21 protein-coding genes are annotated in these 20,353 nt (G+C 46.8%); 10 read left to right on the forward strand and 11 right to left on the reverse strand.

Annotation, left to right across the window (positions count from 1 at the left end):
- Positions 1-12: 12 nt before the first annotated feature.
- Positions 13-951 (reverse strand): LysR substrate-binding domain-containing protein, encoded by a 939-nt coding sequence (locus CWE13_RS08070; protein WP_126807582.1) that lies wholly within the window; start codon positions 949-951, stop codon positions 13-15.
- Between the two features lie 165 nt (positions 952-1,116).
- Here CWE13_RS08070 and CWE13_RS08075 point away from each other — a divergent pair, with 165 nt between their 5' ends.
- From CWE13_RS08075 to deoD, 5 genes are all read left to right on the forward strand, one after another.
- The gene (locus CWE13_RS08075; RefSeq protein WP_126807584.1) at positions 1,117-1,728 is read left to right on the forward strand and encodes an FMN-dependent NADH-azoreductase; all 612 of its coding nucleotides are present in this window, start codon (positions 1,117-1,119) and stop codon (positions 1,726-1,728) included.
- 242 nt (positions 1,729-1,970) lie between these two features.
- A complete protein-coding gene (locus tag CWE13_RS08080) occupies positions 1,971-2,603 on the forward strand; it encodes a hypothetical protein (protein WP_126807586.1) in 633 nt (210 codons plus the stop codon).
- Between the two features lie 117 nt (positions 2,604-2,720).
- Entirely contained in the window at positions 2,721-4,250 is a 1,530-nt protein-coding gene (locus tag CWE13_RS08085) for a putative bifunctional diguanylate cyclase/phosphodiesterase (protein ID WP_126807588.1), read from the forward strand.
- Between the two features lie 84 nt (positions 4,251-4,334).
- Entirely contained in the window at positions 4,335-4,922 is a 588-nt protein-coding gene (locus CWE13_RS08090) for a hypothetical protein (RefSeq protein WP_126807590.1), read from the forward strand.
- A gap of 19 nt (positions 4,923-4,941) precedes the next feature.
- Complete coding sequence (gene deoD / locus CWE13_RS08095; RefSeq protein WP_126807591.1) at positions 4,942-5,655, forward strand: purine-nucleoside phosphorylase; 714 nt, start codon at positions 4,942-4,944, stop codon at positions 5,653-5,655.
- On the opposite strand, the gene CWE13_RS08100 is transcribed toward deoD, so the two are convergent.
- The 3 genes from CWE13_RS08100 to CWE13_RS08110 all read right to left on the reverse strand — a co-directional run bounded on the left by CWE13_RS08100 (position 5,635) and on the right by CWE13_RS08110 (position 9,186).
- Positions 5,635-6,309, reverse strand: a complete 675-nt coding sequence (locus CWE13_RS08100) for an META domain-containing protein (RefSeq protein ID WP_126807593.1) — start codon at positions 6,307-6,309, stop codon at positions 5,635-5,637. The two genes, deoD and CWE13_RS08100, sit on opposite strands and share 21 nt — an antisense overlap.
- Positions 6,310-6,396: 87 nt before the next feature.
- Complete coding sequence (locus CWE13_RS08105; RefSeq protein WP_198677924.1) at positions 6,397-6,783, reverse strand: DUF6746 family protein; 387 nt, start codon at positions 6,781-6,783, stop codon at positions 6,397-6,399.
- Positions 6,784-6,834: 51 nt separating this feature from the next.
- On the reverse strand, positions 6,835-9,186 hold the full coding sequence (locus tag CWE13_RS08110) for a TonB-dependent receptor domain-containing protein (RefSeq protein ID WP_126807595.1): 2,352 nt from the start codon (positions 9,184-9,186) through the stop codon (positions 6,835-6,837).
- A gap of 148 nt (positions 9,187-9,334) precedes the next feature.
- Here CWE13_RS08110 and CWE13_RS08115 point away from each other — a divergent pair, with 148 nt between their 5' ends.
- Genes CWE13_RS08115 through CWE13_RS08130 form a run of 4 tightly spaced genes read left to right on the forward strand, consistent with a single transcriptional unit; the run spans position 9,335 to position 12,830 of the window.
- A complete protein-coding gene (locus tag CWE13_RS08115; protein ID WP_198677925.1) occupies positions 9,335-9,934 on the forward strand; it encodes a PepSY-associated TM helix domain-containing protein in 600 nt (199 codons plus the stop codon).
- A 29-nt stretch (positions 9,935-9,963) separates the two neighbouring features.
- Complete coding sequence (locus CWE13_RS08120; RefSeq protein ID WP_126807597.1) at positions 9,964-10,518, forward strand: DUF2271 domain-containing protein; 555 nt, start codon at positions 9,964-9,966, stop codon at positions 10,516-10,518.
- Between the two features lie 32 nt (positions 10,519-10,550).
- Positions 10,551-11,375: a DUF4198 domain-containing protein gene (locus CWE13_RS08125; protein ID WP_126807599.1), complete on the forward strand. Its 825-nt coding sequence runs from the start codon at positions 10,551-10,553 to the stop codon at positions 11,373-11,375.
- Between the two features lie 3 nt (positions 11,376-11,378).
- Positions 11,379-12,830 carry an NADPH cytochrome P450 oxidoreductase family protein gene (locus tag CWE13_RS08130; RefSeq protein WP_126807600.1) on the forward strand — a complete coding sequence of 484 codons (1,452 nt, stop codon included), beginning with the start codon at positions 11,379-11,381 and terminating at the stop codon, positions 12,828-12,830.
- 37 nt (positions 12,831-12,867) lie between these two features.
- Here CWE13_RS08130 and CWE13_RS08135 read toward each other — a convergent pair whose 3' ends face one another.
- From CWE13_RS08135 to CWE13_RS08165, 7 genes are all read right to left on the reverse strand, one after another.
- Complete coding sequence (locus CWE13_RS08135; protein WP_126807602.1) at positions 12,868-13,347, reverse strand: DUF4199 domain-containing protein; 480 nt, start codon at positions 13,345-13,347, stop codon at positions 12,868-12,870.
- A 151-nt stretch (positions 13,348-13,498) separates the two neighbouring features.
- Positions 13,499-13,825, reverse strand: a complete 327-nt coding sequence (locus tag CWE13_RS08140) for a YbjQ family protein (RefSeq protein WP_126807604.1) — start codon at positions 13,823-13,825, stop codon at positions 13,499-13,501.
- Positions 13,822-14,280 (reverse strand): zf-HC2 domain-containing protein, encoded by a 459-nt coding sequence (locus CWE13_RS08145; RefSeq protein ID WP_157980948.1) that lies wholly within the window; start codon positions 14,278-14,280, stop codon positions 13,822-13,824. The genes CWE13_RS08140 and CWE13_RS08145 overlap by 4 nt, the downstream gene beginning before the upstream one ends.
- Positions 14,273-14,782, reverse strand: a complete 510-nt coding sequence (locus CWE13_RS08150; protein WP_126807608.1) for an RNA polymerase sigma factor — start codon at positions 14,780-14,782, stop codon at positions 14,273-14,275. The genes CWE13_RS08145 and CWE13_RS08150 overlap by 8 nt, the downstream gene beginning before the upstream one ends.
- Before the next feature lie 85 nt (positions 14,783-14,867).
- Positions 14,868-15,569, reverse strand: a complete 702-nt coding sequence (locus CWE13_RS08155; protein WP_126807609.1) for a YoaK family protein — start codon at positions 15,567-15,569, stop codon at positions 14,868-14,870.
- Between the two features lie 21 nt (positions 15,570-15,590).
- Positions 15,591-17,594 carry a bifunctional metallophosphatase/5'-nucleotidase gene (locus tag CWE13_RS08160; RefSeq protein ID WP_126807611.1) on the reverse strand — a complete coding sequence of 668 codons (2,004 nt, stop codon included), beginning with the start codon at positions 17,592-17,594 and terminating at the stop codon, positions 15,591-15,593.
- Between the two features lie 117 nt (positions 17,595-17,711).
- Entirely contained in the window at positions 17,712-18,710 is a 999-nt protein-coding gene (locus CWE13_RS08165; RefSeq protein ID WP_126807613.1) for an LLM class flavin-dependent oxidoreductase, read from the reverse strand.
- Positions 18,711-18,922: 212 nt separating this feature from the next.
- Here CWE13_RS08165 and CWE13_RS08170 point away from each other — a divergent pair, with 212 nt between their 5' ends.
- The gene (locus tag CWE13_RS08170; protein WP_126807614.1) at positions 18,923-20,299 is read left to right on the forward strand and encodes an MFS transporter; all 1,377 of its coding nucleotides are present in this window, start codon (positions 18,923-18,925) and stop codon (positions 20,297-20,299) included.
- Positions 20,300-20,353 lie beyond the last annotated feature (54 nt).

Below are 20,353 nucleotides of genomic sequence, written 5' to 3' on the forward strand. Positions count from 1 at the left end.
ATACTAGAGCGCTTACAGATTACCCGCATCATTATCCGATGCAATACCGGCTACGCCAGCAGCGATTGGCATGCGCTCAACTAAGAAATCAATTAAAACACGGACAGCGGGTAATAAGCCACGCCGATATGGGTACACTAAATGTAACTTACCTACTGGCAATTGCCACTGCGGTAGAACACGAACTAAGCGTCCCTCTTTTACATATTCGCGACATAAATATGTAGGAAGCGCAACAACCCCTTGCCCCTGATAAGCCGCCTCACGCAAAACCCATAAATCATCGGTGATAAGCCGCGCTTGATAGGAAAGCACTAAATTATCGCCGTTTTCATTGCTAAACGGCCACTGGTAACGGCCTGATGAATAATGCATTGAAAGCGCTGGCCAGCTCATTAAATCGGTGGGGTGTTGCGGTTCACCATATTCAGCTACTAATTCTGGGCTCGCATACAGCGCTTGTCCTGATGGCAAAAGTTCCCGGCCGATCAATGATGATTCCTCTAGGGTAGGTCTTACGCGAAGGGCTATATCTACCTGTTCTTCAATAAGGTTCACCGGTTTATTTGTCATCACTAGATCAATAGTGACATCGGGATAGCGCGCCATAAATTCCGGCAAAATTTGCACGAGTAATGATTGGCTAATCGCATAGGGGCTGCTCAGGCGAACCTTGCCGCGAGGCTTTTCCTGTACAAACTGAGTCACCTGTTCAGCGGCGCTCGCGGCAGCAACCACCGTTTGGCAATGCACTAAGAATTCGCGCCCAACATCCGTGAGGTACAACTTCCGGGTCGTTCGATTCAATAGCCGAACACCCAACTCGCCTTCAAGATCCGCAATACGCCTACTCAGCGTAGATTTCGGAATTCCTAAACTCCGAGCAGCAGAACTGAAGCTACCGTACTCAACCACATGAGCGAACCATGCAAGGTTAGTAATATCTTTCATTTTATTGTTCCATTTATGAAACAGTGGTTCTCATATTACCTATCTAGTAGTGAAAGTGGAACATCTTTATGATGGCACCATTCTTGAAGCAACCCGTTTTTATTGCTTCAAACTAATCAACAGGATTGCCGCAGCGCTACTGTTAATCACAAACGAGGTATGCACATGAATATTCTACACATCCAAGCTGGTATTTTTGGTGATCAATCCGTAAGCCGCCAATTAAGCGATAAAATTGTTGCGCGCTTAACCGCACAAAATAGCGATGCTCAAGTTACCGTCCGTGATTTAATCAACACGCCGATTAATCACCTAGATGCCGAAATTCTGCTCGCCGGTGGCAGTGCTGAGGCCGACCGCAGCGAACGTCAGAAATCTGAATTGGCACTTACTGAAACCTTGCTTGACGAATTGTTTGCAGCCGATGTCATTGTTATTAGCGCGCCTATGTATAACTTCTCGATTCCAACCCAGTTAAAAGCTTGGATCGACCGTATCGCGCAAGCAGGCCGCACCTTCCGTTACACCGAAAACGGCGCAGAAGGTCTAGTGCTTGGTAAAAAAGTGTACATCGCCTCGGCTCGCGGTGGTATCTATAGCGAAGGCCCAGCTGCAGCGATGGAGCATCAAGAGAGCTTTTTACAAGGTGTACTAGGATTTATCGGCATCACCGATGTAACCACAGTACGCGCTGAAGGCGTCAATTTAGGTGAAGAGCCACGTGCCGCGGCCATTGCTGCTGCTAGCAATGAAATCACTGAATTGAGCGCATTATAAAAGCGAGTTGATCAACGATATTACCTATAATTTTCACTTCGGAGGGTAGTATCTGCCGATTCGCTAAAGTATTCTGAGGCTACTATTATTCGTGCAGATTGCAATTTCGGCACAAGGTAAGATTTAGATTAGCTGTAACGGAATACGTAGAGGCGGCTTGAGTGTTTGTCTTGTTATTGCTTTTTCAGGCAAAACACTTCTCAATGTAGCCGCCTCGCAACGATTTATAAGGTAAGTTTGGAATGTTAACTAATGCACGCTCATTAAAGTGTTTTTCATTACTCGCCACGCTTGGTTTTTTCAGTGCTTTTATCAACGCCAACGCGCTCGCTAGTGATACCGAGAACACCGATACAAATCACAGCCCAAACTGGCGGCTGCTCGATATCAGCTATGCCACCGTGCGCGATCGGGATAGTGATGCAAAGGCCGATATGCTCAATCTCCGCGCTAGCCTGCCGGTAAAATCCTATGGCTTGGCGGCAATAGAATTAAGTTCTGGCGAAGTTACCAATGGGCAAAATGTTGGCGATATGAATGCCTATCAATTAAATATAATGGGCGGCTTGCGAATGGCAGCAAGCGAGCGTGCTGATTTATTTATTCTTGCTGGCGCCACTCGAGTTGAAATGGAAACCAATAGTTATAATGTCAGTGATGATGGTTTTATTTCGCAAGCCGGTATGCGTGGCAAGCTTACAGAAAACATAGATCTATCAAGCTATATTCAGTTCTCAAAAACGGGTGGCCTTAGCACGTCTAGCTGGCACGGGGATGTGCGTTATAACCTTTTGAATCGAATTGATTTATACGTGGCCGCTGGAATTTATAGCCGCTCGTGGAGTGGTAAAGTTGGGTTTTCATTTCACTTCTAGCTCGCGTGTTTAATTTAGAGTTTTCGATATATTGAAAAATAGCCTTTTGGGTAATTCCTTTTAGTTAACATGGCTGCTATGTTTACTAATGACGATTAAAAAGGCAATTTAGAATATATGTCTCCATGGAAAACCGCTGCTTCAAGAACAGCCATTTACATTATCATCGGCATTATCTGGATCTTATATTCAGATCGCTTTCTAGCGGGTATTATCCAAGATCCCGAGGCGCTCACTCAGCTGCAAACTTATAAAGGTTGGGCGTTCATTGTATTCACAGGGTTTATCTTATTTTTCTTATTACTAAGTGCTTTGCGTCGAGAGCGTTCGCTATCCGAGCGCGATAGCCTTACTCAACTCCTTAACCGACACATGTTTCGGCAAGACCTCGATTCAGAAATTGGCCTAAGCAACGATAGCAAGCGCATGTTAGCGCTTATCAGTTTCAATCTTGATGAATTCCGACAAGTAAATCACACCGCTGGGCAATTAGCGGGTGATCAACTATTGAAAGACGTTGCCGCATCCATGCGTGCATATTTTAGCGGTAAGCGCTGTATTTTTGGCCGCGTAGCCGGCGATGAATTTTGTATTTTACTTGCCGACGTTAAGGACTGCGAAGAAGCTATATGCCTAACGCAAGGCTTTCAACAGCAGATTCGGCGATTGCGAGTTCAAGGCCATGATCTTTTAACAGTATCAGCATGTGCCGGAATCGCTATTTACCCCAATGATGCAGATAACTCCCGTGATTTAACTACTGCAGCAAACTTAGCCTTGGAAGAAGCAAAAAACTTAGGTGCAGGTTATTTACGTGTATACGATCATTTTTTTGGCGAAAATGTACATTCTCGATTGCAGCTTACGGCGGACCTAAAAAAAGCTATAGAAACCGAAGCGTTAAGCGTTGCATACCAACCCCAGTTTGATGCTGCAACGCTGGAAATCACCGGCGTAGAAGCGTTGTTACGCTGGCAGCATCCTGAGCATGGCCCAATATCGCCTGATACCTTTATTGCACTAGCGGAACAACAAGGTTTAATTGGTAGTATCACCGATTTCGTTTGCCGCAAAGCGCTTGAAGAACTTAAGCAGACGGGGTTGCTCGGCAAGAAAATCCCGAGGCTATCCGTGAACGTTTCAGCTCATGACTTTGATGATGACGATAGCATTGATCGCTTCCGCTCAAGGTTTGAATTTGTTGATGATTGGTCGGTTCTGCAGCTCGAACTTACAGAAACAGCGGCTATCAATAATTTTGAGAATACCTTAGCGGTGCTGAGCTCGTTGCAAAAAGCAAAAATCAATATCTCCATAGATGATTTTGGAACTGGGTACTCTTCGCTAAGTGTGCTGCGAAAATTACCCATCGATGAAGTTAAGATCGATCGCTCGTTTATTCATGATATCCCTAGCAATGAAGACGACCGCACAATTGTTCGCACTATCCTTGCGATGGCTCATTCTCTGCAATTACGGGTAATTGGTGAAGGCGTTGAGTGTAAGGCGCAAGCTGAGTTTCTACGCAAACATGGCTGTCATGAACTGCAGGGCTATTTGTTGGCAAGCCCCATGCCGATTACTGAGCTCGATGATTTTTGTAATTCTGGGCAAACGCACCTAAAATCAATGTTGGCCACAAACTAACATGCTGCATCGCAAAAATCGTGCAGCAATAACAATGGCAGCGAACTTGAAGCTGCGCAGTAACCTTCTACAGTGAGTTTCAACATGAGTGTTATTCGGCTTGGTTCTTACATCTTTATGCTTATTGCTCTAGCCGGCTGCAAAATGAACGATACCGGTCAATCTAAAGCGCCGATATTTGTTAAGCCGCTTACGCTTGAGCAATATTGTGAAACAAACACCTGCCGCGAAGACGTAGATATTCTAGTAGCCACCGCCGAAGGTGAATACACCCTTACACAACTCCAGTATTGGCCTGTTGTATATAAGGACGATATTATTGTTTTGCCGGGCGAGCGCGTGTATATCGAAGCTGAAATTGATGCTGAAAATAACATCACTGAGCTTCGTTCCGTAGAAGAAAACGAGAATCCAGAGCGCACGTTCGAACTTTTTTTTGCGCAAATACGCGGAAGTTATGGCATGTTTTTCTCGGTTCGTAACCCGTTAGATAATCCCGTTCATTTTGATTTCAGCCTTACCGATGTCGAAGGAAACGAGTATCGTGTAGGAAGCTGCCCGGTTCGGAGTAATCGTTCATTTCTCGAACGCTGGCCTGAGCCTGCTCAACAAATTACCTTAAGCAACCCACGTATATTAGAAACTAACGCCGATATCATATGTTCAAGCTGAGTACTTTATTGGAGCTGCAATGACCCCCCATATCCACGCCGAACTTGGTGATTTCGCAACCACAGTATTAATGCCTGGCGATCCGTTGCGAGCTAAGTTTATCGCTGAAACGTATCTCGATGAGGTTCGCGAAGTCAGTAATGTTCGCAACATTCTGGCATATACCGGAAGCTATCAAGGTACTCGTGTAAGTGTAATGGCAAGTGGCATGGGTATGCCGAGTATTGGCATCTACTCTTGGGAGCTATTCACAGAGTTTGGGGTGGAGAACATTATTCGTGTGGGCTCTTGTGGCGCCTATACAGAAAAGCTCAAGCTTCACGATGTATTACTCGCCACGAAGGTTTGGTCGGAATCGTCATTTGCAAAAACGCAAAACGGCGAGACTTCGCCGTTTAATGAACCCAGTGCGAAGCTGAGCCAGTTCCTAAGCAATAGCGCTAAACGCTTAAATACACCAATACACAGCGGTATTGTGCATTCAAGCGATGTATTTTATCGCAAAGACCACATGAGCTTTCAGCGTATTCACCAAGAAGTTGGTGCCCTTGCGGTAGAAATGGAGGCCTTTGCGCTATTTCACAACGCACGCACGTTGAACAAAAACGCGGCGTGTTTGCTCACCGTATCAGATCACTTGGTTACCGAAGAAGCCACCACCAGCACCGAACGCGAAACTGGGTTTAAGCGGATGATTGAAATAGCTTTAGCGTCACTTCAAGATTGCGCGTAGATATTCACCTGAATGCGTAATTAAGTGCAACGCGCCATCTTCATTCACATCAAATAACACCACATCACCAAGTGCTTCCAACACTTCCGTTTCCGTATCCATTTGAGTACTCGGACAAGCCATCCGAGTGGATGCTAATTGATTGAGTTGGAAGTTCTCTCCGGTGTAGGAATAATGGCCAACAAAGCGATTACAACCACTGTTGCCGAACGCCTCGCCGTTAACGCCAAAGTTAATGGAAACATCCACGTTCGCGGCAATATCTTTGCCTTTCACGTGAGTTATTTGCCATTCACCGGGCGTTAATAGCTCGCTTGGATCACCGGCACAGCCGTGGTAGCTATCCTCACCAAGTTTAACAATCGCGGTTTTTGGATATGGCATTCCAGTCATTGAATCTCGGCACACTTTTTCCTCGAATGTAGCGGAGCCTACCGCTCCGCTTCCATGCGAAATAAAAAGTTGATAATGACCATCATCATTTTGTTGCCAAGCAAAACGTTGTTGCTCTTCACTTAAACGATTCAGCTCTACGCGGGTTTCAAATACCGTTAAATTCCAAAATGGCTCATTACCTCGAGCTTCAATGAGAACGTCACCGGCATCATCAACGCAACAATCAAGTGGTTCTGTAGGCGCAGAGCAAGCACTCAACGCAAGCCCCAAAGCAAGCAACGAAACTAGCTTAGAGGCAGTACAGAAATTCCGTTTGTGAACAACACAACATTTGCTTTACATATGCTATTTCTCTATTTTACGAGCCGTTTCTAAGTACAACCTTGCCGCTTCACGAACGCGATCATACGCGAGCTGCTCTGAGCCTAGATGCACTTCTTCCAAGGTTTCTGCAAGTTGTGCAAGCTCGATATTAATGCGCTCAAGTGCATTCTCAAGGGTGTATGTGAGTTGGTGTATTTCTGCCATATCTGCCGGCTCTAATTCACCATTTAAAACTACTTCAAGCTTCTCATTATACTCTGCAAAATTCGCTAGCGCTTCTTCCAACGAGGTTGATTGTTCGCCTTTGAAGTGATCAAACCGCTCTTGTGCTGGCGCGTCGAATGCCATTGCAGAATGCGTACCCACTGCGAATAAGATACAAGCTAAACCATATTTTACTATTTTCATCATTTCACCTTTTACTGTAGCGATTAATTATTACCAAAAGAAAAAATTTACTTAAAATTGATAGCTCAACGATACCCACAAACTGCGTGCACGTTCAGCAGTATTGTAATCTGGAGAGCACACATACTCCGTTTCGGTTTCAGCAAGGTAACAACTGCGGCTTGATAGATCGTTATCGAGCAGGTTGTTAACCCGTAAGTTCCCCCGCAATTGTTCATTAAACTGGTAGCTCGCGCTTAAGTGCACTAACTCATAAGCTTTATAGTAAAGCTTTTGGGTTTCCGGCCCTTGTGGGCCAGCAGCATTTGCGGTACCACGAAACCGCTTGCCGCGCGCTTCCAAATGAAGCGCTACACTTAACGGATCGCTAACTTGAAAACTTACGCTACCATTCATCATGTGCGTGGGTGTATTCACTAACGGTAGGCCTTGGTCGGCACCGCTTTTTACTTCACTATCAGTATACGTGTAGTTTCCTTTTAACTGCCAACGCTCGCTAATATCATAACCAAGCGCAATTTCTGCACCCATGGTTTGCGCTTCATCCACGTTCTGTGATTGGCTAAATCGCGTATAACCAAGTTCAGCCCAACCCTCACCGATATTCACACAACGTTCACCAGATACCACAATTTCACAGTTTGGCAGATCATCTTGGCGAATTATCTTATCTTTGAAATCGTTCACAAAGAGGGTTAAGTTACCGTTAAACCCAGCATCATTTTCATAGTACGCAGCAACCTCATAGTTCACGCTGGTTTCCGGTTGTAAATCAGGTGATCCCACAAATGGTGAAACACCTTGGCCACCGAATCCCACAATTCCTGAAAATAGTTGGTTTGGCTGCGGTGCTTTATAACCAGTACTTACCCCACCTTTAAATGTCCAATCGCTATGCGCACGCCAATTGAGGTATACCCGGGGGCTTACTTGACTGCCAAAAACCGAGTGATGATCGTAGCGAGCACCATAGGTAAAAATTAGAGTTGGGTTTAAATCCCAGTTATCTTCGGCAAATACAGCCCACTGCTGATGCTTCTGAATGGCTTGCGTTTCAGCACCCTCGCCCGACATGGCAAACACGCCATCTTCCATTTCCGCATCAAACCATTGCGCCCCAAGAATATAGGCGTGATCGTTGTATAGCCCTTCAAAACGCGTGTTCACAATGAGGCTATCGATCTCAAGCGTTCTTAGCGGTCGAGGTAAGAATAAGTTTTCGAGCTGTGCTGTAATGTCGTCAGTTAGCGTGGGTCGTGTGGTATCTTGATCAATAACCGCTTGATTCCAAATACCTTGTAGTTCGGCACGTTCTTCTAATCCTAATGGCAATGAACGTCCGAGGTTTGCACTGCTGGCTTGGGTAATATCGCTGCTCCATGTTCCGGCATCCATTTCCCAGCGATGCGCAAGAACATACTGCTCACGTTCCACTCGTTGGTAGGGCGTGTAACCAACTCGCGGTTGTACAATTCCATTTGGCGCACGCCATAAACTAACTGGACTATCGAGTGTTCCTACCTGCCCCATCTGGTTGTTGTAACGCTGTTGTGCCTTATCATATGCAAACGTTAAGCGTTGCTCGGGATGGAATTGCCAATCCACATTAGCACCCACATTCCAGTTTCGCGCCGCCACTACTTTACGATCACCAAAGCTTCCTGAATCTTCCCAAGTAGTGCCATCTGGTAGCGGTAGTGATTCTTGGTAAGTAGGCTCTGTAGTGCCTCGATTATAGAAGCCTCCGTACATGGCTACGCGCAGATTTTCACTTACCGGGCCAGTGAGGTACAGATCAAATTTACTATCATTACCATACTGATCATCTTCTTGCAGCGTTCCGCTAGCACTCACACTGCCGTGCCATTCTTCAAGGGAAGAACGCGTAATAATGTTAATTACCCCACCAATAGCATCGGCACCATACAAGGTTGACATCGGCCCGCGCACAATTTCAATTCGCTCAATCGCTTCAAGTGGCGGTATATACATAAACTGGCTGTTGCCGAAATTGTTAGGTCCGATATTACCGATATCACTTTGTCGGCGGCCATCTATCAAAATCAACGTGTAATCCGCCGGTAGCCCACGCATCGTAATGCTGATGTTACCGTTCTTATCTTGCCCCGAACCAACATCAATACCCTCAATATTTCGTAAGGCGTCGGCGATACCAGCATAAGGTTGGCTCTGCAGATCTTCACGAGTTACCACGGTAACACTCGCCGGAGCATCAACTAATTTTCTGGCAAATCCAGAGGCGGTAATAACAATTACATCTTCCACTTTCTCACTCGGCTCAGAAGCGGCAGGCGATGTTGATTGAGCCGTTTGCGCATTTGCTGATACAGCAAAACAACCAAGAATGAGCGAAGTAAGCAACGAAAGTTTAGCGCTGGGCATGATTCTCTCCAAAATCCATTAGTGATCAAAAAATTTACCGTTTGGGTTTGCCGTCCGATAAAATCTAGTTGCAAATGATAGTGATTCTCATTAATATTGTCGACATCTTTTTGCGAATAATTCTCATTTAGTTTAATCGGGGTTAAAAATGCGTATGGGCAGTATGGTGAAATGGCATTGGGTGAGCTCAGCACTTTGCCTAGCGGGGCTACTGCTATTTGCTATCACAGGGATAACGCTGAATCACGCGCAATCTATCGAGGCAAAACCGCGAACCGTTACCATTGAAAAGGTAATTCCCGAGGCACTTTTGGAACAACTCGCGGCAGTAGAAACAGAGCAACCACCTGAAATTCTACCGCGCGAAATGGTTAACTGGGCGCGCCAAGAGTTACGCTTAAATCTCGCCAACAAACAGGCAGAGTGGAGTGATTTTGATATCTACTTTAGCTTGCCAAAGCCCGGAGGCGACGCCTGGCTCAGTATCGATCGATATACCGGCGAAGTGATATACGAAGATACATCACGCGGCACTATTGCGTACCTCAATGATTTACATAAAGGCCGCCATACCGGGCTGGTATGGCAGTGGTTTCTCGATATATTCGCCGTGGCCTGCGTTATTTTTAGCGTTACCGGACTACTACTGCTGCATAAGTTTGCGCGCAATCGTTGGAGTACTTGGCCACTCGTTAGCTTAGGTGTGGTTCTACCTGCTGTTCTACTTCTACTTTTCACTCACGGATAAACATCGTATGCATTACCTGGAGCACCATTATGCGAAATAAATTTTTACCGCTAGTACTAATGAGCACCATCACGATCGGCAGTTTTCTCTTCAACACTGCCCGAGCTGAAGAGCCTGTTTCGCTCACTATCGATATCGAGATCCCACAAATTCAAGTGGCAGAATATCATCGCCCGTATGTTGCCATGTGGCTGGCAAACGAGAGGCAGCAGGCCGTTGCAGATTTAGGAGTTTGGTACGATATCGCGCTTGCAAACCAAGAAGGCGAAAAATGGCTAAAGGATATTCGCCAGTGGTGGCGCCGCAGTGGCCGCACTCTTTCCTTTCCCGTTGATGGTGTTAGTGGTGCCACCCGAGCGCCCGGAACCCATCAGGTTACCTTCCACGATATCGCAGCCGATGGCACAAAATTTTCGGAGCTTCCCGCCGGAAAATATTTTTTACACATCGAAGCCGCCCGTGAAGTTGGCGGCAGAGAAATGTTGAGCTTCCCGATTCAACTACCACTGCAAGAAACCCTTGTCGTTGAACAAACGGGCGAAACGGAGCTTGGTTTAGTAAGCGCCACATTTACTCGTATGTAGAACTAAAATCATTTAAAAATAAGGATTACACAATGAAAAAACGTATATTGCTCACGCTTCCGATTTTGCTACTCGCAGCTACACCCGAAGCAATGGCACACCGCGCTTGGTTGTTACCTTCCAGCACAGTGCTCGCCAGCGATCAACCATGGGTTACCATTGATGCGGCTATTTCGAATGAGATATTTCATCTTGATTATCGCCCCATGGGTACGAGTTCACTTCAGGTTGCGGGCCCGGAGGGCAGCAGCCCAGAGCTTACCAACACCTTTACCGGCAAGTTTCGCAGCCACCTTGATTTGCAATTAGCGGAAAGCGGCACTTACAAAGTATATACCGCAAGCCACGGCTTAAACGCGCGTTGGGTTGATGAAAATGGTGAGCGTGGAGGCTATCCGCAGCGCGGTCAACAAGGAACCACGGAAGGCTTGCAAGCGGCAATACCTGAGAACACACAAGAGCTTACCATCAGTGAATTTTCTCGGCGCATCGAAACCTTCATGACCTCGGGAGCGCCAGATGATCATGCATTAGAGCCAACCGGTAAAGGCCTAGAGCTAAATCCTATTACGCACCCAAACGATTTGTTTTCTGGTGAAACCGCAACCTTTCAGTTGTTGATTGATGGCGAACCTGCTGTGGGTGCCGAAATTGAAATCATTCCAGGAAATACGCGTTACCGCGATACCCAGGAACAAATAACCACCGTAACTGACGGCGAAGGCATGCTGAATGTAACTTGGCCACAAGCGGGAATGTATTGGTTTAACGCAACCTATACCGATAACCAAGCCGTTGCTCCAGCTACACAACGCCGTGGTAGCTACACCGCAACCCTTGAAGTACTTCCGGAGTAAGTTATGTTCTCAGCCAACGCAGATGTAACGAGCATCGGCCCGGATATGCTAAGTGGTTCCGTGCTATTTGCTCTTGCGTTATTCACCGGCTGGGCTTTCTTTAGTTGGTGGGCCTTTCGTGCCCATCAACGCAGCTCGGTTAAATTTAACCCTGTCGTTGATACCCAGCACGGCAATGCAGATGGCAAAATGTATTCCCAGAAAATCTCGCAGGCGCAAGTGCTTGTTGTGTATGCCAGTGCTACCGGACAATCGAGAAAACTAGCCACGGATTATGTTGCACACATTAATAATACCAAGTTTGTTTGCTGCGATTTTAATGATTTCTGTAACCTTTATAATCATGCCAATCATCCCACACTAAAATACGTTCTCTTTATTGCCAGCACCGCAGGTGATGGCGAAGCACCTGAAACAGTAGCTAAAAGTTGGCAGGCACTACAGCAATCAGGATTACAACTTCCCCGGCGAGTTTGTACAGCCACTCTTGCGCTTGGTGATCGCAACTACCCACAATATTGTGCGTTTGGATTAGCATTAGCGGTATGGCTAAGGCGAGAAGGTTTTACCGAACTCTTTCCACCCGTTACCGTAGATAAATTGCAACGTTTTGATATCGAACGCTGGTATGAACAATTGGCGCAAGTGCCCGAACTTAGCGTGGTTGAGAGTATTCCCACAGCGGATATTTGGCGTTTAACGCACCGCGAAGAATTAAACCCGGGTAGCAACGGTTCTCCGCTCTATCATCTTGCATTCAAACCCACCTTAGGCACCTTACCAACCTGGATGCCAGGCGATGTAGTTGATGTCCAGTTGCCCGATGGAAGTGCGCGTACGTATTCGATCGCATCGCTTCCGGAGGATGGCGCTATAGAACTTGTTGTACGCCAAGTACAACTTCCTAATCAGCAGTTAGGAGTGGGTTCTGGCTGGCTCACGGAAAGAATTGATGGCGGCAGCCAAATACAACTTGAGATTCGCAGTTACCCACAATTTCACCCACCGGAAGCAAGCCAGCCGTTGATACTGATTGGTGCTGGCAGCGGCTATGCTGGGTTACGTGCGCATTTAAAACATCGAGCGAAAACACCCGGCACGCGACAATGGCTAATTTATGGTGAACGCAACCGCATAAACGATGCCATTTTCATCAAAGAAACGCAGGCATTAAGAGAGCTTGGCACCTTATTAACGACAAATCGCGTTTACTCTCGTGATGGCATATCCAATGGCGACATTTCCTGCGATATTGGCAACGAACGCTATGTTCAAGATGTGATAAGAAACCAAAAAGCGCGTTTACAGCAGTGGCTAATGGCTGGCGCATGTATCTATATCTGCGGCAGCAAACAGATGGGCGATGAAGTGCTAAAAGCTGTTGCGGCAGTAACCGGTGAGAGTGTATTTCAACTCTTGCAAAGCCAAAATCGCATAAAGGCAGAGCTCTATTAAAGCTCTGCCTTTATAGCAATGAAATTTCGTTCTGTAGTTATTTTCTACGCACGAATAAAGCAACAACCGCCGCAGTAATAATGCCCATAATTGCGGCACCTACAAAGCTCTGCACCAAATAATTGGAGAGGCTAAAGTATACCGCAGCATCGGTGGCACTCATCTGCTCCATTTCCACCGCATGCGTGGCCGCGTTGGTAAAAAAGTGCGGAGTAATAACATAATGAATAATCAGCTGTGCTAGTGGATTTAAGATAACCACGACAATCGTGATGTAAATTCCGGTTATAAATCCCTGTGCCCAATTCATTTTGCCAGCAAAATCTCGATCACGCTTCTCTTGCAGGGCAAGCACGTAAACCGTAATTGCGATAATCGCGAAAATATTGGTGTAGATAGGGTGCACGGCGATGTGTGTACTGTGCAGCCCAACTAAACGTTCTATCAGCATCCATGCAAGCAGGGCGACAGTGAAAATCACACCCCATTTTATTTCAGTTCGGTATTGAGAGAACATGGCGTTGCCTTTTATTTTTATGTGCAGTTATAGTGAAGGTTCACGGGGTACTTAGCAGTGCACGCTAGTTGAGCCGTGCGCGCGAAAATACCGCTTCGAAATTAACTATACGCGAAGTTCACAAATCCGCAATTTCACCGTTACACATATTTTAAGGTGCCAGTTTTACAGCCGTTCCGAATACTAAAATCTCGGCAGCGCTGGTGGCAACTACCGACGTGGAAAAACGCACGCCCACAATGGCATCCGCGCCTAAAGCCCTCGCTTCATCAATCATTCTATCAATCGATTGTTCACGTGATTCCGCCATTAGTTTGGTGTAATCATGTAATTCGCCGCCCACAATATTGCGCAAACCCGCGAGAATATCGCGGCCAACATGCCGAGCCCGAATAGTGTTCCCGCGCACAATACCAAGAGTTTCCGAGATTTCTCTACCGGCAATAGTTTCCGTTGTAACAACTCGTATTGGTTTCATAAATTCACCTTTTTATATTTATCCGTTTTGCGTGCAACAATACGTTGCCGTAATACACTTAAGAACAATGCCGCCAAACCTAGATATAACCCCGCGATACCGAGGCGGAACCACCATGGCGTTGCCGTACCGATTAGAAGCTCGCTCGCGAGTTCCCAAGCGAAAAAAGCACCTACCAACAAAACACCTAAAGCAAATAAGCTCCAACCTATCCAGCCCAGCCAGCGCGCTGGTTGGTCGTGTAATATTGTTGGTAAATCACGCGTATCAATACTGCTAAGCACGGCATCTTTCACATCGGTGCGCATACTTTCTAATTCCTGCAACAACGTGCTGCATTCAGGGCATTGCTGCACATGCAGATAAATACGCTGCTGCTCCTGCTGAGTTAATTCGTCATCTAAGTACGCCGATAACTGTTCTTGAACAGCTTCACATGGATTCAGCTTACTCATATACACCTCCATTCTCTGCTTTGAGATCTTGCAGTGCTGCACGCAATGCCATACGCGAGCGGTGCAAACGAGACATCACAGTTCCGCTATTCATTTGCAAAACCTGGGCGATCTCGGCATAGCTCAAATCATTTACATCGCGTAATACAATTATTTCCCGTTGCTCAACGGTTAATGTCAGCAAGGCCGCACGAACCCAACGTTGTCTTTCTGAAGCTTCAACCTCGTCGATAACTTCGGCTGCACCTAACACCTCTTCCGGTACGGCCGAGCTATCAAATTTTTGCTGCTGACGTAAATAATCGAAACACCCGTTGCGTACTACTTTAAAGAACCAAACGCGTTGAGCCGCTTGGTCGTCCGGCATCCGCTTATTCGACAACGTTTTAGTTATCGCAGTTTGCAGCACATCTTGGGCCGTATCAGGGCAACCAAGTAGGTTTCGAGCAAGCGCTAAGCCACCCGAGTACCACTGCAAATATGGATTATTTAATGTATGCACCGCTTATTCTCGCAAGTAAAACTACTGTTAGAGTTATTTAATAAACGAACGGAGGGTTAGGTTTATTCCACAAATTGCGAATTAATTATCGAGCGTTGGAATGGGGCTTAAAATAAACAACAACGGCGGCACCAATCAGCAAGCAAACAATAGCCGCTACGCCTAAAGCAAGCATACCAACAATGCTAAAAGTTAGGGCGCCGAGCAAACCGCCGATAAAGAATGAAGATAGAATTGTGATCAATAAACCGAGCTTCCAAGATTTAACTTTTCGGTGCCGCAAACGATTCCCTATTAACGCACCTAAATCAGTAACAATGCCGGTTACATGTGTTGTGCGTATGGTTAAACCGCGATAACTTCCGGCCATCGCATTCTGCAAACCACATGCCATACTGGCTAGTGCAACTGCCCAAGATATTCCACTTAAAGCAAGCGCTGTAGCAGCTATCAATATTATCCCTTCCAGCAATAACGCAACGCCATACCTTCGGCTCATTCGCAAGGTTGTAGTTTCTACAATTAAGCCAGAAATGAATGCCCCGAGAAAAAAGCCACCGACGATTGAGCCGATCAGAACCAAATGCCGCCAATCATCAAACCACGCATCGATTCCTATTTGAGAAACAGCACCACTCATGTGACTAACGGGCACTTGGAAAAAGCCAAGCATTACTACATTAATATAACCCGCAATCAAAGCTAACAAAGCGGCGCCTGAAAACACCCAAACGCGGCTTTGCTGCATGAATAAATCGTGTTCTTCCTCAAGCTGCTGATGCAGCATTTTTATTCTCCTTTTGCGGGCCTACTCTTCTAAGTTCCATTCAACGACACCGTATGGCAGCGGTAAAACCGCTCCGCGTAGCGGCACATAAATATCGCGAAGGAACTCTACAACCGCCATGGCATCGGTGTTGCACGCTACGCCCGCGATATCGCACTGCAAAGCATCGGTTTCATAAATAACCTGCAAACGGCCATCGCTTGTGCGCTCAATACGATCAACAGCAAAAGCTGTAAGTTCGCCATCCACATAAGCTAAATCAACCCGATCGGAGCTTTCTTTTTGCGCTTCATAAAGTACATCCCAACCATCATTGCCGGTCGCGTTATAGCTATTCATCGCTACGTTATAGGTGGCGTCGGCTTTTACAGCGTGCCATTCCGGTTCCAATAAAGAACCGCGGTTGATCTCCACACTCACAATCTCGCCCGTTACACCTGGCTGCGTTTCATCAAAGCGATACCGCATATTACCGCCGTATGGGAACTTACCCGCATGCGCGCCGGATGGAACGGTTGCCGCTACGGTATCTTGCAAAAGCTGAGTAATTTGCGCACCCGTAAGCGGAACAATTGAAATAAAGTTAGCAAAGGGTAACAACTCGAGCGTTATATCGCCTTCACGCAAAAGCCCTTGGGCCAAGCTTTGCCGAACACCGCCGGCCCCCACTAAAGCAAAATCAACTTGTAAACCAGCTACGTTTGCTACCGCTTCAGTTGCTGCCCATTGGAATTGGCCAAGCGCTACCAGCGGCGCTACCTCTGAGCCTGTTGGGTAGGTTTCTGTTGGTGTTCGTACGTGGGTAATTTGTGCCGGCACCATACCCAATTCAGCACCATAAGCACTTTCCATAGCCGGGCGATATACTGAATCAATGTGCGCGCGCATGCTGGCTTCTTCTTCAACCACAGCGATTCTCGGGTTCACCGCAACAAAATCGAGCACTTCTGCCGATGCTTCGCTACCCAAATAGCTATCTTCCGTGCGTTCGCTATCGCGGTAAAACCTATCGTTGCTTAACAGCGTGTTACCACCCACGCAATCCAACACTCGCCCATCGTTCGTGAAATCAATTTCCACGCGGCCAATTGCTTGTGCATATTCACCAGCTTGCACCACGCAAGTGGCCGATTCGCCATCAGGATTAATAACCCACTCGGCATAAGTGCCTGCATAACCCATACCTAAATCAGAGAAATCGCCTAACAATGTGTGCGAATGGCCACCCACAATTACATCAATACCATTTACTTGGTTGGCAATTTCAACATCAATAGCCTTACCGATATGGGTGAGCGCCACCACTTTATCGATACCCATAGCGTGAAACTCGTCTACCATGCTTTGGGCTGTTTCGACCATGTTGGCGAATACTAAATCACCCGTGTTCGGCGCAATATTGGGCATATCATCGAGCGCTAGACCAAATACGGCTACCAGATGCTGCGCCTCTGGTAGCGGTTCGCCTGGGGTTAAGCGCTGCTTCTGGAAACCATCGAACGCAAACACCACGTAGGGCAGTAAATTGTTCTGTTCTTTTAAATCCTCATCGACGCTGGCATCAACATTTGCCGCCAGCATGGGAAAATTCACCGCGCTTAAAAACGCATTCAAATGTGCATTGGTTAAATCAAACTCGTGGTTACCAAGCGCCATTGCGTCAAGTTGCATGCGGCTCAGAATATCGGCATTCATGCGGCCTTCATTTAACTTGAAATACGCGCTGCCTTGCCAAGCATCGCCACCATGTAAGAACAACATCGATTGGTTTTCTGCTTCCGCCTGAGCACGATAATAATTCGCCTGCTCGAGAATACGCGGGTGGCCCCCGAATTCGTTATAAACCCGCATTTCGTTGGCAGTAAAACTACTCGCCACTGGGTCAAAGCTTGAGTGGGTATCGTTAATATGGGCGATGGTAAGCGAAAACGCAGCTTGCGTATCACGTTCAGCGATTTCCGCATCGCTGCAAGCTGCAAGGCTAAGGGCAGAAGCAATTAAAAGAAGAGGTTTCAAGTGTTTCATAATGCATCCAACAATTCGAAGATGCATAGAGTGTAGCGAATAACGTGGCGCAAATCATGCTCGCCACACTTCAGTTACACATAATGCGGCGAGCCCCGTAAACACTAGCCGTTTGGTTTAAACGCTGGCTTGTTTAAACACAGGCGTATTGGCGGCAATCTCAAAACTGCGCAAGCGCGCACTATGATCAAATGCATGGCAGGTAAGCATAACTTCATCCACCTCAGTAGCAGCAATAAAATCAGATAAGTAAGCATTCACTTCTTCCGATGTACCCACCGCCGTGTACTTTAATGCGTGGTTCGCGCCTGCAAGCGCCATAGCATCCACTTCTTTACTAATGTCAGCCACTGGCTCTGGCAGCGGCCCCGGATTCCCTTGCCGTAAAGCTACAAACTGTAGTTGCATAGAACTCATCAATGTTTTCGCTTTTTCGCTAGTATTGGCGGCAAATACATTCACTACCGCCATAGCGTAAGGCTTCTTCAAATATTGTGAGGGTTTAAAATTAGCGCGATATGCCTGCAACGCCATATGTAAGTAATCAGGCGCAAAATGCGAAGCAAACGCAAAAGGCAAGCCCAACGAAGCAGCAAGTTGAGCGCTATATAAACTAGAACCGAGCAGCCAAACCGGAATATGAGAGCCTTGCCCTGGCGTAGCTTGTATACGCTGGCTAGGCTGTGCTTCCCCCAAGTATCCCAACAGTTCTTGCACATCGCTAGGGAATTCTTCAGCACTATTTGGATCGCGGCGCAATGCGCGAACAGTTGCTTGATCGGTACCTGGTGCTCGGCCCAACCCCAAATCAACGCGATCACCATACAGCGCAGCAAGCGTGCCGAACTGCTCAGCAATAACTAACGGGGCATGGTTTGGCAACATAATGCCACCGGCACCAATTCGAATACTTTCGGTTTGGCTGCCAATATGCGCCAGCGCCACCGATGTAGCCGCACTAGCGATGCCTTTCATATTATGATGTTCAGCCATCCAGAATCGATGATAGCCCCACTTCTCCGCATGCTTGGCAATATCCCCCGAATTTCGCAGCGATTCTGCCACATTGTTTGCAGTCGTTACCGGAGCTAAATCTAGTACTGAAAATTTAATCATGGTTGAACCTTTTTTGCTGCCAAGTTCCTGGATTCGCCCAGTTCCTAGCTAATTAGCTGTATGCTTTTATTTACTGAATACCTTTTAGATGGGTGATCCGCCAGTATCTTTCAACTGATCATAGCGTACAGATTGAACGAAATACTTTTCATTCTTTTCCCGCACTGGTTAAATAGCGCCAATAAAAATAAAACTAGCATAAGAGAATACTCATGCCGTCAACACCAATGCAATCAGCGCTTCCAGAACCTTCGCCGTTATATCGCTGGCTTATTTTGCTATTCGTTAGTTTAGCCATGTTTGGCAACTACTACGTTTATGATTCTATGTGGCCGGTGCTCGATTTAATGCGCTCAGACCTTGATTTGAGCTACCAACAAATCGGCCTTTTATCTTCGGTATACAATGCAGCCGCGCTTCTCGTATTACTTGCCGGCGGTTATGCCATTGATCGCTGGGGCACCAAAAAGGCCATAACGGTATTTGCGCTTATTTGCTTATTTGCTGCCGTACTCACCGTGATCACGCCAAAATATGAAGTTATTTTGGCTGGTCGCTTTATGTTAGGTATTGGCGCTGAGCCACTAATTGTGGCTGCGGTAACCGTGCTCTCAAAGTGGTTTAAAGGAAAAGAGCTCAGCTTTGCCTTTGGTATAAATTTATCAATCTCGCGCTTAGGCTCTGCCTCTGCCGATTGGTCTACTTCATTTGCTAGCCCACTATATACCAACTGGCAAGATCCACTATGGCTAGCTACCGCTGTTGCGGGTATTTCAGTAACTGCCGCAATTTTATATTGGATTATGGAGCGCCGCGCCGAGGGCCGCTATCAAGTAGGCACGAGTTCAGCCGCAGAAAAGGTTGATTTCAAAAGCCTCTATAAATTTAGCGCTTCTTATTGGTACATCGTGGCGCTCTGTGTGGTGTTTTATGCCACGGTGTTTCCGTTCCGTACCTTCGCCATTGATTACTTCCAACAAGCGCACGGCATTAGCCGAGAAGCTGCCGGTTTGCTCAGCAGTTTGTTGCCAGTAGCGGCGATTATTCTCACGCCATTGTTTGGCATTTGGGTAGATCGTGTTGGCCGCCGTTCGCTCTTTATGGCCGCAGGTGCTCTGGTGATGCTGCCATTATTTTTGGCCGTCACTTATTTACCACCAGGCCCCGAAATTAATCTAATTATTCCGTTCATTGGCAGTGCCATGGTGCCGCTCACTCTGTTTATGGTTATTTTCTTACTCGGTGCCGTATTCTCGCTGATACCTGCAGTAATGTGGCCTTCAGTAGCTTATATTGTTGAAGAACAACGATTGGGAACCGCGTTCGCTATCATGACATTCTGTCAGCAAATTGGTTGGATGGTAGTGCCGCCCATCGTAGGGCTACTCAATGATATGAATAACGCCAGCCCTGATAACACAGCGGGCTATGCGCCCGGTATGTGGTTTTACACCGGGCTAGCAGCAACCGGACTCTACTTTGCGTTTAAACTTTGGCGCAGTGAAACCGGGCCCAACGCCCATGGGTTAGAGCATATAACTACGAAAACGGGAATGGCTGCTAATTTAGGAGAAGGTGCGCAAAAATAACATTATCGTTAAATAAATTGGAGGGAGTTCGTTGCCGCTGCGTAATCTATACAT

Source organism: Aliidiomarina shirensis (genome assembly GCF_003987345.1).
GTDB classification, from domain to species: Bacteria; Pseudomonadota; Gammaproteobacteria; order Enterobacterales; family Alteromonadaceae; genus Aliidiomarina; species Aliidiomarina shirensis.

What these genes read in the sequence shown, in the direction of transcription:
- CWE13_RS08105 (WP_198677924.1), bottom strand. Translation starts at nt 6,783, where the DNA reads ATGAAAATAGTAAAATATGGTTTAGCTTGTATCTTATTCGCAGTGGGT.
- CWE13_RS08160 (WP_126807611.1), bottom strand. Translation starts at nt 17,594, where the DNA reads ATGAAACACTTGAAACCTCTTCTTTTAATTGCTTCTGCCCTTAGCCTT.
- CWE13_RS08130 (WP_126807600.1), top strand. Translation starts at nt 11,379, where the DNA reads ATGTTCTCAGCCAACGCAGATGTAACGAGCATCGGCCCGGATATGCTA.
- CWE13_RS08170 (WP_126807614.1), top strand. Translation starts at nt 18,923, where the DNA reads ATGCCGTCAACACCAATGCAATCAGCGCTTCCAGAACCTTCGCCGTTA.
- CWE13_RS08090 (WP_126807590.1), top strand. Translation starts at nt 4,335, where the DNA reads ATGAGTGTTATTCGGCTTGGTTCTTACATCTTTATGCTTATTGCTCTA.
- CWE13_RS08165 (WP_126807613.1), bottom strand. Translation starts at nt 18,710, where the DNA reads ATGATTAAATTTTCAGTACTAGATTTAGCTCCGGTAACGACTGCAAAC.
- CWE13_RS08120 (WP_126807597.1), top strand. Translation starts at nt 9,964, where the DNA reads ATGCGAAATAAATTTTTACCGCTAGTACTAATGAGCACCATCACGATC.
- CWE13_RS08140 (WP_126807604.1), bottom strand. Translation starts at nt 13,825, where the DNA reads ATGAAACCAATACGAGTTGTTACAACGGAAACTATTGCCGGTAGAGAA.
- CWE13_RS08110 (WP_126807595.1), bottom strand. Translation starts at nt 9,186, where the DNA reads ATGCCCAGCGCTAAACTTTCGTTGCTTACTTCGCTCATTCTTGGTTGT.
- CWE13_RS08080 (WP_126807586.1), top strand. Translation starts at nt 1,971, where the DNA reads ATGTTAACTAATGCACGCTCATTAAAGTGTTTTTCATTACTCGCCACG.
- CWE13_RS08070 (WP_126807582.1), bottom strand. Translation starts at nt 951, where the DNA reads ATGAAAGATATTACTAACCTTGCATGGTTCGCTCATGTGGTTGAGTAC.
- deoD (WP_126807591.1), top strand. Translation starts at nt 4,942, where the DNA reads ATGACCCCCCATATCCACGCCGAACTTGGTGATTTCGCAACCACAGTA.
- CWE13_RS08155 (WP_126807609.1), bottom strand. Translation starts at nt 15,569, where the DNA reads ATGCTGCATCAGCAGCTTGAGGAAGAACACGATTTATTCATGCAGCAA.
- CWE13_RS08145 (WP_157980948.1), bottom strand. Translation starts at nt 14,280, where the DNA reads ATGAGTAAGCTGAATCCATGTGAAGCTGTTCAAGAACAGTTATCGGCG.
- CWE13_RS08135 (WP_126807602.1), bottom strand. Translation starts at nt 13,347, where the DNA reads ATGTTCTCTCAATACCGAACTGAAATAAAATGGGGTGTGATTTTCACT.
- CWE13_RS08075 (WP_126807584.1), top strand. Translation starts at nt 1,117, where the DNA reads ATGAATATTCTACACATCCAAGCTGGTATTTTTGGTGATCAATCCGTA.
- CWE13_RS08125 (WP_126807599.1), top strand. Translation starts at nt 10,551, where the DNA reads ATGAAAAAACGTATATTGCTCACGCTTCCGATTTTGCTACTCGCAGCT.
- CWE13_RS08115 (WP_198677925.1), top strand. Translation starts at nt 9,335, where the DNA reads ATGCGTATGGGCAGTATGGTGAAATGGCATTGGGTGAGCTCAGCACTT.
- CWE13_RS08085 (WP_126807588.1), top strand. Translation starts at nt 2,721, where the DNA reads ATGTCTCCATGGAAAACCGCTGCTTCAAGAACAGCCATTTACATTATC.